General features: G+C 75.3%; 12 protein-coding genes. 10 read left to right on the top strand and 2 right to left on the bottom strand.

Annotation, left to right across the window (positions count from 1 at the left end; translation table 11 throughout):
* Nucleotides 1-429 precede the first annotated feature (429 nt).
* The 5 genes from ACFWAR_RS04100 to ACFWAR_RS04080 all read left to right on the top strand — a co-directional run bounded on the left by ACFWAR_RS04100 (nucleotide 430) and on the right by ACFWAR_RS04080 (nucleotide 7,820).
* Nucleotides 430-3,765, top strand: a complete 3,336-nt coding sequence (locus ACFWAR_RS04100) for a tetratricopeptide repeat protein (RefSeq protein ID WP_385772787.1) — start codon at nucleotides 430-432, stop codon at nucleotides 3,763-3,765.
* Nucleotides 3,766-3,820: 55 nt separating this feature from the next.
* Nucleotides 3,821-4,735, top strand: coding sequence for a DMT family transporter (locus ACFWAR_RS04095; RefSeq protein ID WP_385772785.1), 915 nt, complete (start codon nucleotides 3,821-3,823; stop codon nucleotides 4,733-4,735).
* Nucleotides 4,736-4,849: 114 nt separating this feature from the next.
* Nucleotides 4,850-5,716, top strand: a complete 867-nt coding sequence (locus ACFWAR_RS04090; protein ID WP_385772783.1) for an oxaloacetate decarboxylase — start codon at nucleotides 4,850-4,852, stop codon at nucleotides 5,714-5,716.
* 6 nt (nucleotides 5,717-5,722) lie between these two features.
* Nucleotides 5,723-7,201, top strand: coding sequence for a hypothetical protein (locus ACFWAR_RS04085; protein WP_385772781.1), 1,479 nt, complete (start codon nucleotides 5,723-5,725; stop codon nucleotides 7,199-7,201).
* Nucleotides 7,202-7,271: 70 nt separating this feature from the next.
* Complete coding sequence (locus ACFWAR_RS04080; RefSeq protein WP_385772779.1) at nucleotides 7,272-7,820, top strand: DUF4240 domain-containing protein; 549 nt, start codon at nucleotides 7,272-7,274, stop codon at nucleotides 7,818-7,820.
* 17 nt (nucleotides 7,821-7,837) lie between these two features.
* On the opposite strand, the gene ACFWAR_RS04075 is transcribed toward ACFWAR_RS04080, so the two are convergent.
* Nucleotides 7,838-8,617 carry a response regulator gene (locus ACFWAR_RS04075; RefSeq protein ID WP_385772777.1) on the bottom strand — a complete coding sequence of 260 codons (780 nt, stop codon included), beginning with the start codon at nucleotides 8,615-8,617 and terminating at the stop codon, nucleotides 7,838-7,840.
* A complete protein-coding gene (locus tag ACFWAR_RS04070; RefSeq protein ID WP_385772775.1) occupies nucleotides 8,614-10,359 on the bottom strand; it encodes a sensor histidine kinase in 1,746 nt (581 codons plus the stop codon). The genes ACFWAR_RS04075 and ACFWAR_RS04070 overlap by 4 nt, the downstream gene beginning before the upstream one ends.
* Before the next feature lie 174 nt (nucleotides 10,360-10,533).
* Between ACFWAR_RS04070 and ACFWAR_RS04065 the strand changes: the two genes are divergently transcribed.
* The 5 genes from ACFWAR_RS04065 (at nucleotide 10,534) to ACFWAR_RS04045 (ending at nucleotide 15,390) form a co-directional block, all read left to right on the top strand.
* Complete coding sequence (locus ACFWAR_RS04065; RefSeq protein ID WP_385772773.1) at nucleotides 10,534-11,040, top strand: hypothetical protein; 507 nt, start codon at nucleotides 10,534-10,536, stop codon at nucleotides 11,038-11,040.
* A 67-nt stretch (nucleotides 11,041-11,107) separates the two neighbouring features.
* Nucleotides 11,108-11,818, top strand: coding sequence for a 4'-phosphopantetheinyl transferase family protein (locus ACFWAR_RS04060; protein WP_385772771.1), 711 nt, complete (start codon nucleotides 11,108-11,110; stop codon nucleotides 11,816-11,818).
* A gap of 29 nt (nucleotides 11,819-11,847) precedes the next feature.
* Nucleotides 11,848-12,285 carry a GNAT family N-acetyltransferase gene (locus ACFWAR_RS04055; RefSeq protein ID WP_385772769.1) on the top strand — a complete coding sequence of 146 codons (438 nt, stop codon included), beginning with the start codon at nucleotides 11,848-11,850 and terminating at the stop codon, nucleotides 12,283-12,285.
* 133 nt (nucleotides 12,286-12,418) lie between these two features.
* On the top strand, nucleotides 12,419-13,798 hold the full coding sequence (locus ACFWAR_RS04050) for a S8 family peptidase (RefSeq protein ID WP_385772767.1): 1,380 nt from the start codon (nucleotides 12,419-12,421) through the stop codon (nucleotides 13,796-13,798).
* 296 nt (nucleotides 13,799-14,094) lie between these two features.
* Nucleotides 14,095-15,390, top strand: a complete 1,296-nt coding sequence (locus ACFWAR_RS04045) for a hypothetical protein (RefSeq protein WP_385772765.1) — start codon at nucleotides 14,095-14,097, stop codon at nucleotides 15,388-15,390.
* Nucleotides 15,391-15,486 lie beyond the last annotated feature (96 nt).

The following is a 15,486-nucleotide window of genomic DNA, read 5'->3' as shown; positions in this document are numbered from 1 at the left end:
GCCACTGCGGCACCCCTGAGCATCGCCGCCGAGGCCGCCACCGGAAGCGCTCCATCCGGCGCATAGGTGGTGAGCGCGCGACAGCGGAAGCACCCCCGGTCGACAACCGCGCAGGTCAAAGCCGACGGAATGGGCCACTGAGCAAGCCTCTTCTAAGCACTTGGCCGCAGGTTCGAGTCCTGCCGGGGGCACTCTTTCTCCACCACCTCGAAGCCCTCCCCCGCGGAGGGCTTTCGCATGGGTCCCCGGACCCTACCGAGCCACTCGTAGCGCCCCGGTAAGGGCCGGATCACCGCCGTGCTCCGCGGGGGTTTTCCGGGGACGGGAGGGGGGACCGCGTGAGAGTGTCCGTACGGACGGTCGCCGCCGCTCGGCCGGGGCGGCGGGCGGGGTGTCGGGGCGGGGACGCCGGCGAGGGACGGGGTGGCGATGGCGGGGCAGCGGGGGCGCTCGCGCGGGGAGTTGATCCGGCAGCGGGCGCGGGGGCAGTTCGTGGGGCGGCGGGCTCAGCTGTCGCTGTTCGCGGACAACCTGGCCAAGGATCCGGAGTCCGACGTGGACCCGGCGGAGTTCCTCTTCCACGTGCGCGGGGTCGGCGGGGTGGGCAAGTCCACGCTGCTGCGGCAGTGGCAGGAGGCGGCCCGGCGCGCGGGCGCGGTGACGGCGGTGGTGGACGAGGGCGACGTCCAGGGCGTCCAGCGGACCCTGGTCGAGCTGGCCCGGCAGTTGGCGCAGCAGGCCGGTCCGCTCAAGGAGTTCGACCGGGCCGCCGAGCAGTACCGCCGGGAGCTGGAGGCGTCGGCCGAGCCGATGCCCGCGGAGGACGCGCAGCAGGAGCAGGCCTCGCTGTCGAGTCGGCTCGTGACGCAGGCGGCGCTGGGCACGGCCTCGCTGCTGCCGGGCGCCTCGGTGGTGACGGCGATGACGAATCCGGACGCGGCCGCCCAGGGCCTGGACCGGCTCCGGGCCGGTGTCCGCGGGCGCGGCCGCCGGGCCCGCGGGGGTGACGCGGCCGGGGTGAGCCGGGTGTTCGTCACCGAACTGGGGCGGCTCTGCGACCGGTACCCGTGGGTGGTGCTGTTCTTCGACACCTGGGAGCAGACCGGCCGCGCCCTGGACGAATGGCTGCGGGACCTGCTCGACGACGCCTTCGGGCCGGTGGCGGTCAACGTCATGGTGGTGCTGGCCGGTCGGGACGAGCTCGCCGAGCGCGAGTGGGCCGCGCTGCGGGCGCAGGTGGCCGACGTACCGCTGGAGGAGTTCACCGAGGTCGAGACGCGGGCGCTGCTGGCCGCGCGGGGGGTGACGGACCCGGGGGTGGTGGAGGCGGTGTGGCAGTTGTCCATGGGGCTGCCGCTGCTGGTGGAACTCCTCGCGCTGGCCCAGCCCGGCTCCGCGGAGGACGTGGACTCGGGCGGCGACGTGGTGGACGCGGCGGTCGACCGGTTCGTGCAGTGGTGCACGGACCTGCTCCAGCGCGAGGCCGTCCTGGCCTGCGCGCTGGCCCCGCGGCTCAACGAGGACGTCTTCGCCGCGGCCGTGCCGCCCGGGGCGCTGGAGCTGTGGACGTGGTGGTGCGGGCAGCCCTTCGTGACCGGCCACGGCGGCCACAAGCAGTACCACGCGGTGGTGCGGGCGAGCATGGTGCGCCAGCAGCGCACCCGTTCGCCGCGCCGTTGGACCGACGCGCACCTGCGGCTCGCCGATGCGCACGCCGACTGGCGGGCCGCCGTGGAGGCGGGACTCCCCGAGGCGAAGCGGTGGGGCGACGTCCTGTGGCGCGGGCACCTGCTGGACGAGGCGTACCACCGGCTCTGCGCGCACCCCACGGCCGCGTTGCCGCAGACGCTGGAGCTGGCGGTCCACGCGGCCGGGGAGGATCCCGCGGCCCTGTGGCAGTACACGGACGCCCTGGCGCAGGCCGCCCGGGACACCTCCGATCCCGACCTCGCGCGCTGGGCGGAGCGCCTCCAGGAGGCGGTGGCGGGCGACCAGCCCGTGCTGGACTGCCTCACCCGGCTGCTCAACCACGGTCACCTGCCGCAGTCCGTACGGGCCCTGGCCCACACCCTGCGCGGCCGGCAGCTCTACGTCGACGACCGCGAGGCGGAGGCGGTCGTCGAGTTCGACCGCGCGATCGAGGCCGATCCCCTGAACGGCCGCCCCTGGGCCCTGCGCGGTGACGCCCACCGCTGTCTGGGCGACTACGAACGGGCCGTCGCCGACCTGACGATCGCCCTCGGCATGGACCCCGGCGACTCCTGGTCCCTCTCCCGCCGTGGCGAGGCCCACCGCATGGCCGGACACCACGAGCAGGCCATCGCCGACCTCGACCGCGCGATCGAGGCCGACCCCGACAGCGACTGGGCCTTCGCCTCCCGCGGCGAGGCCCACCGCGAGAGCGGGCGGCTCGACGCGGCCCTCGCGGACTTCACCCGGGCGCTCGACATCGACCCCGACTACGTCTGGGCCCGCACGCAACGCGGCCGGACCCACCGCGAGAGCGGCCGTTACGACGAGGCCGTCGCGGACTACACCCGGGCGCTCACGATCACCCCGGACTACACCTGGGCGCTCGACTCCCGCGGCGAGGCCCACCGCATGGCCGGCCGCTACGACGAGGCCGTCGCCGACTTCACCCGCGCGCTCGCGCTCAACCCGGACTACACCTGGGCGCTCGACTCCCGCGGCGAAGCCCACCGCATGGCCGGCCGCTACGACGAGGCCGTCGCCGACTTCACCCGCGCGCTCGACATCGACCCCGCCTACACCTGGGCCGCCGCCCAGCGCGGCCTGGCCCACCGCATGGCCGGCCGCTACGACCGGGCCGTCGCCGACTTCGACACCGCGCTCGCGCAGGATCCCACCCTCCTCTGGGCGTTCGGCCAGCGCGGCGAGGCCCACCGCCAGGCCGGCCGCCACGAACGGGCCCTCGCCGACTTCGACGGCGTGCTCGCGCTCGATCCCCGCGATTGCTGGGTGCTGGGCTCGCGCGGGGAGACGTACGGCCAACTCGGCCGCTACGAGGAGGCCTTGGCCGACCTCACCGCCTCCCTCGCGCTCGATGCCACCAACACCTGGGTGCTGGCCGCCCGCGGCGACCTGCACCGCCAGTGCGGCCGTCACGGTCCGGCCCTCGCCGACCTCACCGGCGTGCTGGCCCTCGACCCCACCGCCGTCTGGGCGATGGTCCTGCGGGGCGTCACGCGGCGGCAGGCCGGCGACCTGACGGGGGCGCGCGAGGACCTGGAGCGGGCCCTCGCCCTGGAACCCGACGACCCGGGGTACCGGTTGGAGATGGTGCTGCTGGACACCCGGGAGTCGGGGTTCGCGGCCTGTGCGCAGGAGTGGACCGACGTGCTCCGCGCTCCGCTGTCCGGCCCCTTCGCGGCGGAGGTCGGCCGGCTGTTCGCGCTGCTGCGGGTCCTGCTCCCGGCGCCGCACGAGCCCGGCGCGGACGGGGATCGCGTGCCCGACGACCTCGCGGAGGCGACCGCCGTCTTCCTCGACGGGTCGGGGTACCACGAGCCCGTCGTCGACCTGCTCCGCTACCTGGACGAACTGTCCTCGCTGGACGGCGCGGTGGCCGAGCGCGCCCGCCGGTGCCGCCGGATCGTCCGGCGGCGGTGGGCCCCGGCGGGCACGGACCCCGCCACCGATCCGGCGGTCGGTCCGGGGGGCGATCCGGGGGGCGATCCGGGCACGGATCCAGGCGCGGGCGCGGGCGATGGTGCGGTATCGCACGATGCGTCCGGGCCGTTGTGACACGTCGCGTGTGCCGATCTTGTTCGGGCATCCGTGGAGTACCTAGATTGCGGGGATGACCACCTCGTCCACCTCCGAACGCTCCGGGACGGACCGGCGCGCGCTGCTCGCCGCGGCCGTCACCGTGCTGCTCTGGGCCTCCGCGTTCGTGTCCATCCGCGCGTCCGCCGAGCACTTCACCCCCGGCGCCCTCGCGCTCGGGCGACTCCTGACGGGGTCCGTGGTCCTGGCGCTCCTCCTGGTGATGCAGCGCGGCGGGGTGCCGCCGCGGCAGGCGTGGCCCGGGATCCTGGGATCCGGGCTGCTCTGGTTCGGCGTCTACATGGTCGTCCTGAACTGGGGCGAGCAGTTGGTGGACGCCGGGACCGCGGCCATGGTCGTCAACATCGGCCCGGTGCTGATCGCGCTGCTGGGCGGCTGGTTCCTCAAGGAGGGGTTCCCGCCGCTGCTGCTGGCCGGTATGACCGTGTCCTTCGTGGGCGCGGTCATCGTCGGCTTCTCGACCTCCGGAAACGGTTCCTCGTCGGTCGGGGGCCTGCTGCTGTGCCTGCTGGCCGCCGTGGCCTACGCATCGGGGGTGGTGCTGCAGAAGCCCGCGCTGAACCACGCGACCCCGCTCCAGGTGACGACCTTCGGCTGTGTCATCGGCACGGTCCTGTGCCTGCCGTTCGGCGGGCAGTTGGTCTCCGACCTCTCGCGGGCCCCCGCCTCGGCCACCCTCAACGTCGTCTACCTGGGCCTCTTCCCGACCGCGCTCGCCTTCACCACCTGGGCGTACGCGCTGTCGCGGACCACCGCCGGAAAGATGGGCGCGACGACCTACGCGGTGCCGGCCGTGGTGATCCTCATCTCCTGGCTCGCCCTGGACGAGGTGCCGGGCTGGCTGACCCTGCTCGGCGGCGCCGTCTGCCTGAGCGGCGTCGCCGTGTCCCGGCGGCGCCCCGCCCGCCCGGTGGTGCCGAAGGGCTGACGTCCGGCACGCGGCCGAGGGCCCCACGGACGACCATCGCATTCCGGCCGATGCTGGCCGAAATGCGCCTACGCACGCGATCGGTACGCCCTCCACCCCGAAGGAAGCCCCGCCGTGAACCAGCTCGACCCCGCGGACCAGCTCGCCCGCGCCCTCGCCTTCCGCCGGCTCCACGAGGAGCCGCGCCCCTTCGTCGTCCCCAACCCCTGGGACGCGGGCACCGCCCGCCTGCTCGGCGGACTCGGCTTCGCCGCGCTCGCCACCACCGGCGCGGGACTGGCCTACGGGCTCGGCCTGCCCGACGGCACCAACCGGGTCTCCCGGGACGACGTCCTGGCGAACGCCGCGGTCATCGTCTCCGCGACGCACCTGCCCGTCTCCGCGGACCTGGAGAGCGGGTTCGGCGAGACGCCGGACGAGGTCGCCGAGACCATTCGGCTCGCCGCCGCGGCCGGGCTGGTCGGCGGCTCGATCGAGGACTCGACCGGCCGCGCCGAGGACCCCGTGCGGCCGCTGGACGAGGCGGTGGAGCGGGTCGCCGCGGCCGTCGCCGCCGCCCGCGCGCTCGATTTCCCCTTCACCGTGACCGCCCGCGCCGAGAACTTCTTCCAGGGCCGACCGGACCTCCCCGACACCATCCGACGGCTGCGGGCGTACGAGGCCGCCGGCGCCGACGTGCTGTACGCGCCCGGGCTCCCGGACGCCGGGTCCGTGCGCGCGGTGTGCGCCGCCGTCGACCGCCCGGTCAACGTCCTGATGGGCTCGCCCGCGCTCGCGCTGTCGGTGGCGGAGCTCGGGGAGCTCGGCGTGCGCCGGATCAGCGTCGGCTCCGCGCTGTCGCGGGCCGCGCTCGGCGCGGTGGTCCGCGCCGCCGAGGAGATCCGTACGCGGGGCACCTTCGGCTTCGGCGCCCAGGCCCTCCCCTACCCCGAGGTCAACGCACTGATGACGGCGGACGCACCGACCACCACGGAGGACTGAGGCCCGATGGACGCTCATACGGACGCCGGGGAGGGGGCCTCCGCGGTGCTCGCCGCCGGACCCGCCGCCGTGTTCCGGTGGTTGCTCGACGACGAGGACCGCGGCGGTGCGCGGCCCCCGGACGAGCAGGGCCCCGTCGAGCAGGGCCCCGTCGAGGAGGGCCCGGCCGACCCCCGCGGGGCTCGGCGCGCGACGACGGCGCTCGTCGCGCGCCGGATCCTGGACGCGTTCCTGTCCGCGCCCACCGGGGTCCCCGGCCCGGGCACCGGGGAGGCGAATGCGGACGCGGACGCGGACGGGGAGGCGATCGCCGACCGTGTCCGCGCGGAGCGGGGCGCCTTGGAACCGCTCCTCAGGGACCTGATCGGGCGGGGCCGTGCCACCCGGCGCCTCGTCCTGCGCCAGCGGGCGCCCCTCCTCCTGCCCGGCTGCGCCCGACGCCGCGGCCCGGCGCTCGTCGGACTCGGCGTACGGCTGCCCGCCCCCGGCGCCCCGGAGTTCCTCCGGCGCTCCCAGGCGCGCCCCCTGACCCTGCTGCACGCGGCCTTCCACCTGGCGCTCGCCCGGTTGCCCGGGCCGTTCCTGCCCGAGGTGGTGGGCGCGCATTACGCGATGAGCGCCCTCGGCGCCGACGCGCTGCTGCTGGGCACGGACGACCCCGGGGACGAGCCGCGGGCCCGTACGGTCCTGGTCGACTACCTCGCCCTCACCGAGCACGCGCCGGACGGCGAGCGGGACCGGCGGCGTCTGACCGCCGCCGTCGCGCTGGTGCTGCGGCTGGAGCGCGAACACGCCGCGCTGCTCGGCGAACTGGCCGACTGGCACGCCGGGCTGGCCCCCGACGCGCGGGTCGCCCGGATCCTGCTGCGGCACGCCCCCTGCTTACCGGGCCCGGAGTTACGGGGATCGGAGTTACCGGGCCCGGAGTTACGCGGATCGGAGTTACGAAGGTCGGAGTTACGGGGGTCTGAGTTACGGGGCCCGGACTCGCGGCGCCCCGAGTTATGGAGCCCCGGCTCGCGCGACACGGCCTCACGGAGCCCGGGATCGGTGGGTCCGGACGTACGCCGCCCGGACCTGCGGCGGCTGGACGTCCGGCGGCTGCCGGAGTGGCTCGACGACGAGGACCACGAACTGACCTCCCTGGTCGAGGCGTTCCGGCGCTCCTCGACCACCGGGCCGGCTGCCGGAACGGCGCCGGACTTCGGCCGGCCGCTGTTCGAGCTGCTCGACGAGGACGAGGCCGAGCACTTCGCCCGGTGGGGCGAAACCGTCGCGGCCGGCGGACCGGCCGGGCTGGCCCGGCAACCGAACCCCGTCGGTGACGCGGCGGCGTTGGTCTGGGCGCGCCGCATCGCCAACGTCGAACGGTTCCCGCACCTGCGGTCCTCCCCCGACCCGGTGCCCGCATCCGCGTCCGCATCCGCATCCGCGCCGGGCCTCGACCCGGACCCGGACCCCGACCTGATCTCCCCATGCCGCTGAACCACCCCGCACGCCGACGCGCGCCCGTCGACCGGCCGCCGTTGTCAGACCCCGGTGCCACCATCGCCCCATGGACGAAGAGCGCTTCTGGCAGTTGATCGAAGAGGCCCGGACCCGAGCGGGCGCCGATGCGCGCACCGGCGCCGACCCGGCCGCACAGGACATCGCGGGCCAGGCGTCCGCGCTGCTCGCGCGGCTGCCCCCCGCGGACATCGCGCGGGCGCAGCAGGTCCTGTGGGACCTGCTCGCGCAGTCGTACCGGAGCCCCTTGTGGGCCGCCGCCTACCTGATCAACGGCGGTTGTTCGGACGACGGTTTCGACTACTTCCGCGGCTGGCTGATCACCCGGGGCCGGGCAGCGTTCGAGCGGGCGCTGGCCGATCCCGACTCGCTCGCGGGCCTGCCCGCGGTCGCCGCGGCCGTGGCGGAGGGCCTGGAGTGCGAGGACACCCTGGACATCGTCTGGCAGGCCTACCGCGCGGCGACCGGGACGGAGTTGCCGGACGGCTCGCTCACGATCAGCTACCCCGACCTCGACCCGGAGTGGGACTTCGACTTCGACGACGAGGAGGAGATCACCCGGCGGCTGCCCGCGCTGGCCGTGCTCTGCCTGACGTAGCCCGGCCGGTTCGGGCGTCAGGCTCCGGGCGCCGGGGCCGCCGGGCCGCCGAGGCCCACCTCGTGGGCCAGCAGCGCGGCTTGCACCCGGCTCGTGCAGCCCGTCTTCTCCAGGATCGAGCCGACGTGCGTCTTGACCGTGCCGATGCCGATCCCGAGCCGCCCCGCGACGGCCGCGTTGGCCAGCCCGGCACCGAGCAGGCCCAGCACCTCGCGCTCGCGCTCGGTCAGCGCCGCGATCCGGGCGTCGGAGGCTCCCGGTGCCGGGCCGCGCACGGGTCGCACGGCGCCGCCGCCCTCCAGCATGCGCCGGATGACGGTCGCGGTGACCCCGGGCGAGAGCACGGCGTCACCGGCGGCCGCCGACCGTACGGCGCTGATCAGCTCGTCGGGGCCCTCGTCCTTGAGCAGGAAGCCGGTGGCTCCGGCGGCCAGCGCGCGCAGGACGTTGTCGTCGTCGCCGAAGGTGGTGAGCATGACCACCTGGGGCCGGGGCTCCAGGGCGGTCAGCGGGCCGATCGCCGCGAGGCCGTCGAGGACGGGCATCCGGATGTCGATGAGCACCACGTCCGGGTGGTGCAGGGCGGCGAGTTCGACGGCGGCGGCGCCGTCGGCCGCCTCGGCGACGACCTCGATGCCTCCCGCGTGCCGCAGGATCATCCGCACCCCGGCCCGGATCATCTGCTCGTCGTCGGCGAGCAGCACCCGTACGACGGCGCCGGAGGCCGGGCCGGGGGCGTGGTCGGGAGCACCGTCGGGGGCGTGGTCGGGGCCGGGCTGCTGGTTCATCCGGTTCATCGTGAACTCCTCGGCGCCATCGGCACCTCGAATCGGTCGATCGTGGTCAGGATGCCGCCGCGGAAGCAGTAGCGGACGAGCCGCAGGACGTCGGCGTCCTCCGCGTCGCGGTCGCCGACGTACGGGAAGACGCACTCGGAGGCGCCCGCGGGCCGGGGCGGTTCGTGCCCCGCCGCCGCGGCGCGGGCGAGGCCGAAGTCCACGACGCCCGCGTACCGCGCCTCGTCCCGGTCCATGCCGATCCGCGGCGGCTTGGGCGCCACGTAGCGGGAGGGCTGCGCGTGCGCCGCCAGTTGGAAGCCGGCCGCGAGGACGGCCACGATCCCGGCGAGACCCAGCAGCGCGGACGCGGCCTGGGCGAGGGGCACCAGGAGGGGGGCCCGGCGCAGCCGCCCGGCCTCCGCCGCGATCCGCACGGCGAAGCCGTCACCGGCGTCCGGGTCGGCCGCGCTCCCGGCCCCGGCCCGCGCCCCCGCGGCCGCGCTCCCCTCGTGCGCACGCCCCTCGTCCTCCTCGGCCGCGCTCCCCGCCTCCCGCGTACGGTCCCGGGCGTCGGCGGCCGCGGCGCCACGGCCGGGGCCCACCGGGATCCGGGCGACGACGGCGAAGCCGACGCCCCAGGGGCCGGCGGAGAGCATGCCGCCGAGCAGGGAGACCCGTTCGCGCAGCCCCGACAGCCCGCGCCCGGACCCGACGGGCGCCGCCCGCGGATCGGGGGCCGCGGCGCGGGCGCCGTTGACCACGCTCACCTCGACGAGCGCCGCCGTGTGCGCGACGGCCACCTCCACGGCGGCCCCCACCGCGTACCGGTGGACGTTCGTCAGGGCCTCGCGCACCACCCGGTGCACGGCCCGGCGGACCCGCGCCTCCAGCCGGTCGGTGTCCGGACCGGTCCAGGAGAAGTCCACGGCGACCCCGCCCGCCCGGGACTCCGCGACCAGCGCCTCGATGTCGGCCCGGGTGCCGGTGGCGTCGGTCAGCGCGTCCGTACCGGTGTCCCGGCCCAGCGGCCCGAGCACCCCGAGCACCTCGCGCAGTTCCCGCATGGCGTCCCGCGTCGCCTGCCGGATCAACGCGGCGCTGTCGCGCAGCTCCCGGGGCTGGCCGCGCAGCGCCATCTCCAGGCCGCCGGTGTGCAGGGAGATCAGGCTGAGCCGGTGACCGACCAGGTCGTGCATCTCGGCGGCGATGCGCGAGCGTTCGTGGATGCGCGATTCGCTGTCCGCGAGCCGCCGGGCCTCCTCGGCGGCGGCGGTCCGCTCCCGCAGCGCGACGAGCAGCCGCTGCTGTTGGCCGGCGGAGGCGCCGACCAGGCCCGGCACGAGGACGGCGACGGCGGCCAGGATCGCGCCGACCGTCAGCCCGTAGTCCCAGGTGCCGCCGGTCTGCCGGTAGACGGCCAGGCCCGCCGTCGGGACGGTCACCGCGCTGGCCGCGAGCAACACCGCGGCCCGCCGCCCGGTCCCCGCCAACCGCCGGGTCACCGTGTACGCGGTCACCGCCGCCAGCGGGGCGAGGGCGGTCATCGCGCCGAGCAGGGCGCCCATGAGGACCAGCGCGACCTCGGGGAAGCGGCGGCGCACGACGAAGACCGCGAGCGCGACGAGGGTCAGCGCGAGCTTCGCGTTCAGCCCCAGGGCGCCACCGATCCGGTTGAGCACCTCGTACGCCGCAAGAATGAGGAGTCCGCCGCCGACCGCTTCGGCCGCGGCGCGGGCCATCGTGCGCCCCATAAAAGACATATCCCGGATTATCCGAGGTCGCAGGGGTCTCCCGCGTGCACCTCACGGTGGATCGGCTCCTCTGTCCAAAGGGAGAGGCGGGCGGGGGCGGATATCCGTATCAGACTTGCGGTGAATAGAGGTTCGTCCGCAGGGCGGACCCGCCGGGGGATCGCGGCGGCAACACTGGAAGACATGAAGCGTCCCTTCGTCATCGCCCTCGCCACCGTGGGAGTCCTCGCCGTCGCCGCCGTCGCGCTGCCGAACCTCCCGCCGAACCCGGTGACCGACATGGTCAACGCCCGTCTCTTCGACAACGAGGAGAAGACGTTCGCCACCGCGGCGGACGCGCCGAAGCAGGGCGACCCCGCCTTCGCCCTGCCCGACTGGATCCCGCAGGACGCCAAGCGGGTCCGGGTCAAGGCCCACACGACGGGCGACGCGAAGCTGATCCGCTTCACCCTCGGCCGGACCCCGATGGGCGGATCCCCCTGCGCGGACGCCCCGGCGCAGCCCGGCAGCCCCAAGCTCGCGGCGAAGTGGTGGCCGAAGGACACGGGGAGCGGGGCGAGCCCGGAGTGCCGGGGCCGCTACCACGTCGTGGTGCGCGGACAGAAGGTCTACGCCTGGACCAACGGTTCGGTGACCCCGGGCGCGGTCCCGCCCACGGCGACGATGGCCGGCGCCACGGCGACGCGCTGACGTGCGCCGGAGCACGGGACCGGACCGCCCTGGTTGCGCGCCCCCGGCCTCGACTACCCTCGTTCAGGTGATCGAGTACGTGAACCAACTCGGCGGCGGCGCCCCGCGGATCGGCGCGCTGCCCCAGGGCAGCGCCGTGTCCCTGTGGGCCCTGGACACCACGCTGGACGTGGTCGGCGGACACCGCGTCGCCGAGGCGCTGTCCCTGCTCGACCCGGCCGAGCGCGACCAGGCCGGCCGCCGCCGCCAGCAGGCCGACCGGCACCGCTACCTGGCCTCGCACGTCGGGCTGCGGGTCCTGCTCGGCGGATATCTGGGCCTGGCCCCCGAGCGGGTCTCGCTCGTCCGCGAGGTCTGCCCCTGCTGCGGTGGCCCGCACGGCCGCCCCGCCGTCGCCGGCGGCGCGATCCACTTCTCGCTCTCGCACAGCGGTGACCTGGCCTACTTCGCCTTCTCCCGGGTTCCGCTCGGGGTCGACGTGGAGGCGATACCGAGCCCCGAAGCCGTGAGCGACGTACTGCACACCCTGCACCCCGACGAGACCGCCGAGCTGAAGGCGCTGCCCGCGTCGGGACGGCCGTCGGCCCTGTCCCGGATCTGGTGCCGCAAGGAGGCCTACCTCAAGGCCACCGGCACCGGCCTCGCCCTGGGCCTCGTCGACCCGTACGTCGGCTCCGCCCCCGCCCCCGCCGCGGTCGCGGGCTGGACCCTGACCGACCTCCCGGCCCCCCGCGGTTACGCGGCCGCGCTGGCCGTACAGGCGGGCCCCACGGCCTGAACGCGCCCGCCGGGCCCTAGCCTGGCGGCATGGACATCCGCCGGGCCCGCAGCGTTGCCGAACTCGTCGCCGCCGAGGGGCTCTTCGACGGCCCCGCCCGCGAGGACCGGGCCGCCCGGTTCCTCGCCGCCGCCGGGCACCTGATGCTCATCGCCTACGTGGACGGCGTACCGGCGGGCATGGTCTCCGGCGTCGAGATGAGCCACCCCGACAAGGGCACCGAGATGTGCCTGTACGAGCTGAGCGTGGACGAGGGCCACCGGCGCCGCGGGATCGGCCGCGCCCTGACCCGCGCGCTCGCGGACGAGGCCCGGGCGCGCGGCTGTTACGGCATGTGGGTGGGCGTGGACACCGACAACGAGGCGGCGCTCGCGACGTACCGCTCGGCCGGCGCCGTGGACGAGGGCGTCTTCACGATGCGCGGCTGGGCCCTCGGCGCCGCCGAGGACGCGGCTCCGGAGGCCTGACGCGACGGGGTGCGCCCGGGGCATGTCCCACCCGTCACATCCGTCACACCGAACCCCCCTTGGGCGGCGTGTCGTGCGCCCACTCGGCGCACCCTCCGCGCGCACCCTCCCCGCCTCGCCGAGCATCGGCCGCATGACCGCAATCACCGCGCTGCTCCCCGCCGCCGCCCTGCTGGCGGCGACCGCGCTGCCCCTGCAAGCGCACTCCGGCGCGAGCGGCGGCCACGACACCGCCCCCTACGTCGTCGTCCTCAAGGACACCTCCACGCGCGCCCCGGCCCGGGCCCTGGCCGCCGAGGCCGCGCGGGCGGGCGACACCGTCGACCGGGTGTACGACACCGCCCTGAGCGGCTTCGCCGTACGGACCACGGCGGCCCGCGCGGCCGAACTCGCCGCCGATCCGCGCGTGGCCTCCGTCGAGCCCGACGCCCTCGTCCACACCACCGGCACCACGACCGGCTCCGACACCACCGGCGGGCCCGGGTCCCAGGCGCGGGCGCCCTGGCAGTTGGACCGCCTCGACCAGAGCGCGCTCCCGCTCGACGGGGCGTACGCGTACCCGGGGACCGGCGCGGGCGTGACGGCGTACGTCCTCGACACCGGGATCAACACCGCCCACACGGAGTTCGGCGGCCGCGCCGTCTTCGGGGCCAACGAGACCACGGAGGCCGCGCAGGACCTCAACGGGCACGGCAGCCACGTGGCGGCGAGCCTGGGCGGCGCCACCTACGGGGTCGCCAAGGGGGTGAGCCTGATCGCGGTCAAGGTGGCCGACCAGCAGGGCAGCGGCAGCGTCTCCGACATCATCGGGGGCATCGACTGGATGATCGGCCACGCGCTCAAGGCGAGGAGGGCGGGCGGGGGCCCGGCCGTCGCCAACATGAGCATGGGCGGCAGCTACAGCTTCGGCATGAACCGGGCCGTCGCCAAGGCCGTCGCCTCCGGCATCACCTTCACCGTCGCGGCGGGCAACGACAACGCCAACGCCTGCTACTCCTCCCCCGCCAGCACCTCGAGCGCCCTGACGGTCGGCGCGACCGACGCCACCGACCGGCGGGCCTCCTTCTCCAACTACGGCCGCTGCGTGGACGTCCTCGCCCCGGGTCTGGGCATCACCTCGGCCTGGAAGGGCGCTCCCGACGCCGTCCGGACCCTGTCGGGCACCTCCATGTCCGCCCCGCACGTGGCCGGTACCGCCGCGCTGATCCTGGCCGCCGGAACGGCCGGGACCCCGGCACAGGTGGCCGCGGTGATCACCGGGAGCGCGGCCGTCAACAAGATCACGAACCTGCCGGTGCGCACCCCGAACCTGCTCCTGCAGACCCCGCGCACACCCGTGACGGCCCCGGCCCCCGCGCCCGTACCCGCGCCCGTGCCCGCGCCGGTACCGGCTCCCGCCCCCGCACCCGCCCCGGTAACGGCGCCCGCGCCCGCCCCGGTAACCGCCCCGGTGACGGCCCCCGCACCCGCCCCCGTGACGCCCTCCGCCCCGCCCGTGCAGCCCGCTCCGTAGGGCCGTACGGCGTCACGGCCTCGCGGGACGGAATCCGCAGGTCGGACTAGGTGCGGACGCACCCGGAACACCCGCGGGACACCCCACCCGCCCCACCCGCGACCCCACCGACCAGTCGGTACCCCGACCACTCCCCGCCCCGTTCTGATGGGACATCAATTTCTGAGTGCTTCGGGCGAAAGCAAGTCATTGACTTCTCATGACCGCGACGCGTCAATATCGGCCACCGCACCGGCTCGGCCTCTCCCCCACAGCGGGTGGGGGGAGGGTTCGTTTGACGAAGGAGTCGCGACCCAGTGAGTACGACAACGTTCCGACGAAGAGTTCTGGCCGGGGCGGGCGCCCTTTCCCTGGCCCTGACGGGTGGCGTGGTGGGCCTGGCGGGTTCGGCTCAGGCAGCGACCAAGACCACGCCGGTCGCCATGAACTGCGTCGCCCCCGCGCCGCAGCCGGGTGCCAACGGCAACCAGGACTTCACGATCACGCTCCCGGACGGCGCCAAGGCCGGGCAGTCCGTGCCGATCACCATCGACCCGGGCGAGACCCCGGTCATCCCGATGTTCACGATCGACACGGTCAACACCATCAAGGCCAAGCTGTTCGTGGGCGGGGTCGCCCAGACCGTCACGAGCCCGGCCGTGCCCAGCCACCAGGAGGCCAACAAGAAGGCCGACCCGCCGGCGTTCAGCGGGAACATCACCATCCCGGACGGCACCGAGGGCACCACCGTCCAGATCACCATCGACCAGGTGATCACGGACGCCGACCTCGGCGGCACGGTGTACACCACGACCTGCACGCCCGGCCCGCGCCCCAGCGGTTCGGTCGGCTCGGTCGCCGTGGAAGCCCTGCCCAAGGACCCGATCACCACGAAGGTGACGCCCAACAGCGGCAAGGCGGGCACCGCCGTCGTCGCCACCGGCGCCAACTTCCCCGCGGGCGCCGTGACCTGCTCCGCCCTCCTCGGCGGCGCGGCCACCGGTGACACCGGCACAGGCACGGCCGACGCGTCGGGCGTCGCCACCTGCAACATCACGGTCACCAAGAAGGCCGACGCGATCAAGATCGACGGCTCGATCGCCCCGGCCAAGGCGTTCGTGTTCCTGGAGGACCAGGCGGGCGTGAAGAACCCGGTCGACGTCGAGGTGCTCCCCGGCCCGCTGGCGCTGGGCCCGAAGGACGGCCAGCCCGCCGTCAGCTTCGGCTCCGTCACCATCAACGGCAAGGCCCAGTCGGTGGTCGGCATGTTCAACGCCGCGACCGTCCAGGACTTCCGCGGCGGCACCCTGGGCTGGGACGTGACGGCGACCCGTACGCCGTTCCTGAACCAGACCACCGGTCACTCCATGGCCAAGGCCCAGATCGGCATCCAGCCGACCTGCACCGTGACCAACGCGGACAGCCCGAGCACCTGCTCCGCCGGAACCCCCGGCGCGATCACGGACACCCCGATGAAGGTCGCCTCCCAGGCGGCCGGCGGGGACGAGCTGACCGGTGGTGAGTTCGCCGTCGGCGGCGCCGGGATGATCCAGCTCCCGCCGTTCATGTTCGCGGACACCTACCAGTCGGTCGTGACCTTCTCCATCGCCTGACCGGTCAACCGGGTGGTGGGGGGGGGGGGGGGCCCCCCCCCCCCGCCCCCCCCGCCCCCGCCCCCCCCCCCCCCCCCCGGCACGCCCCCCCCCCCC

Origin of the sequence: Streptomyces sp. NPDC059917 (assembly GCF_042730635.1) — a bacterium.
Classification (GTDB): Bacteria; Actinomycetota; Actinomycetes; order Streptomycetales; family Streptomycetaceae; genus Streptomyces.
Note: the sequence above shows the minus strand (reverse complement) of the source record. Positions and strands in the feature narration are given on the sequence as shown.

What these genes read in the sequence shown, in the direction of transcription:
- ACFWAR_RS04100 (WP_385772787.1), top strand. Translation starts at nt 430, where the DNA reads ATGGCGGGGCAGCGGGGGCGCTCGCGCGGGGAGTTGATCCGGCAGCGG.
- ACFWAR_RS04095 (WP_385772785.1), top strand. Translation starts at nt 3,821, where the DNA reads ATGACCACCTCGTCCACCTCCGAACGCTCCGGGACGGACCGGCGCGCG.
- ACFWAR_RS04085 (WP_385772781.1), top strand. Translation starts at nt 5,723, where the DNA reads ATGGACGCTCATACGGACGCCGGGGAGGGGGCCTCCGCGGTGCTCGCC.
- ACFWAR_RS04080 (WP_385772779.1), top strand. Translation starts at nt 7,272, where the DNA reads ATGGACGAAGAGCGCTTCTGGCAGTTGATCGAAGAGGCCCGGACCCGA.
- ACFWAR_RS04075 (WP_385772777.1), bottom strand. Translation starts at nt 8,617, where the DNA reads ATGAACCGGATGAACCAGCAGCCCGGCCCCGACCACGCCCCCGACGGT.
- ACFWAR_RS04070 (WP_385772775.1), bottom strand. Translation starts at nt 10,359, where the DNA reads ATGTCTTTTATGGGGCGCACGATGGCCCGCGCCGCGGCCGAAGCGGTC.
- ACFWAR_RS04065 (WP_385772773.1), top strand. Translation starts at nt 10,534, where the DNA reads ATGAAGCGTCCCTTCGTCATCGCCCTCGCCACCGTGGGAGTCCTCGCC.
- ACFWAR_RS04055 (WP_385772769.1), top strand. Translation starts at nt 11,848, where the DNA reads ATGGACATCCGCCGGGCCCGCAGCGTTGCCGAACTCGTCGCCGCCGAG.
- ACFWAR_RS04050 (WP_385772767.1), top strand. Translation starts at nt 12,419, where the DNA reads ATGACCGCAATCACCGCGCTGCTCCCCGCCGCCGCCCTGCTGGCGGCG.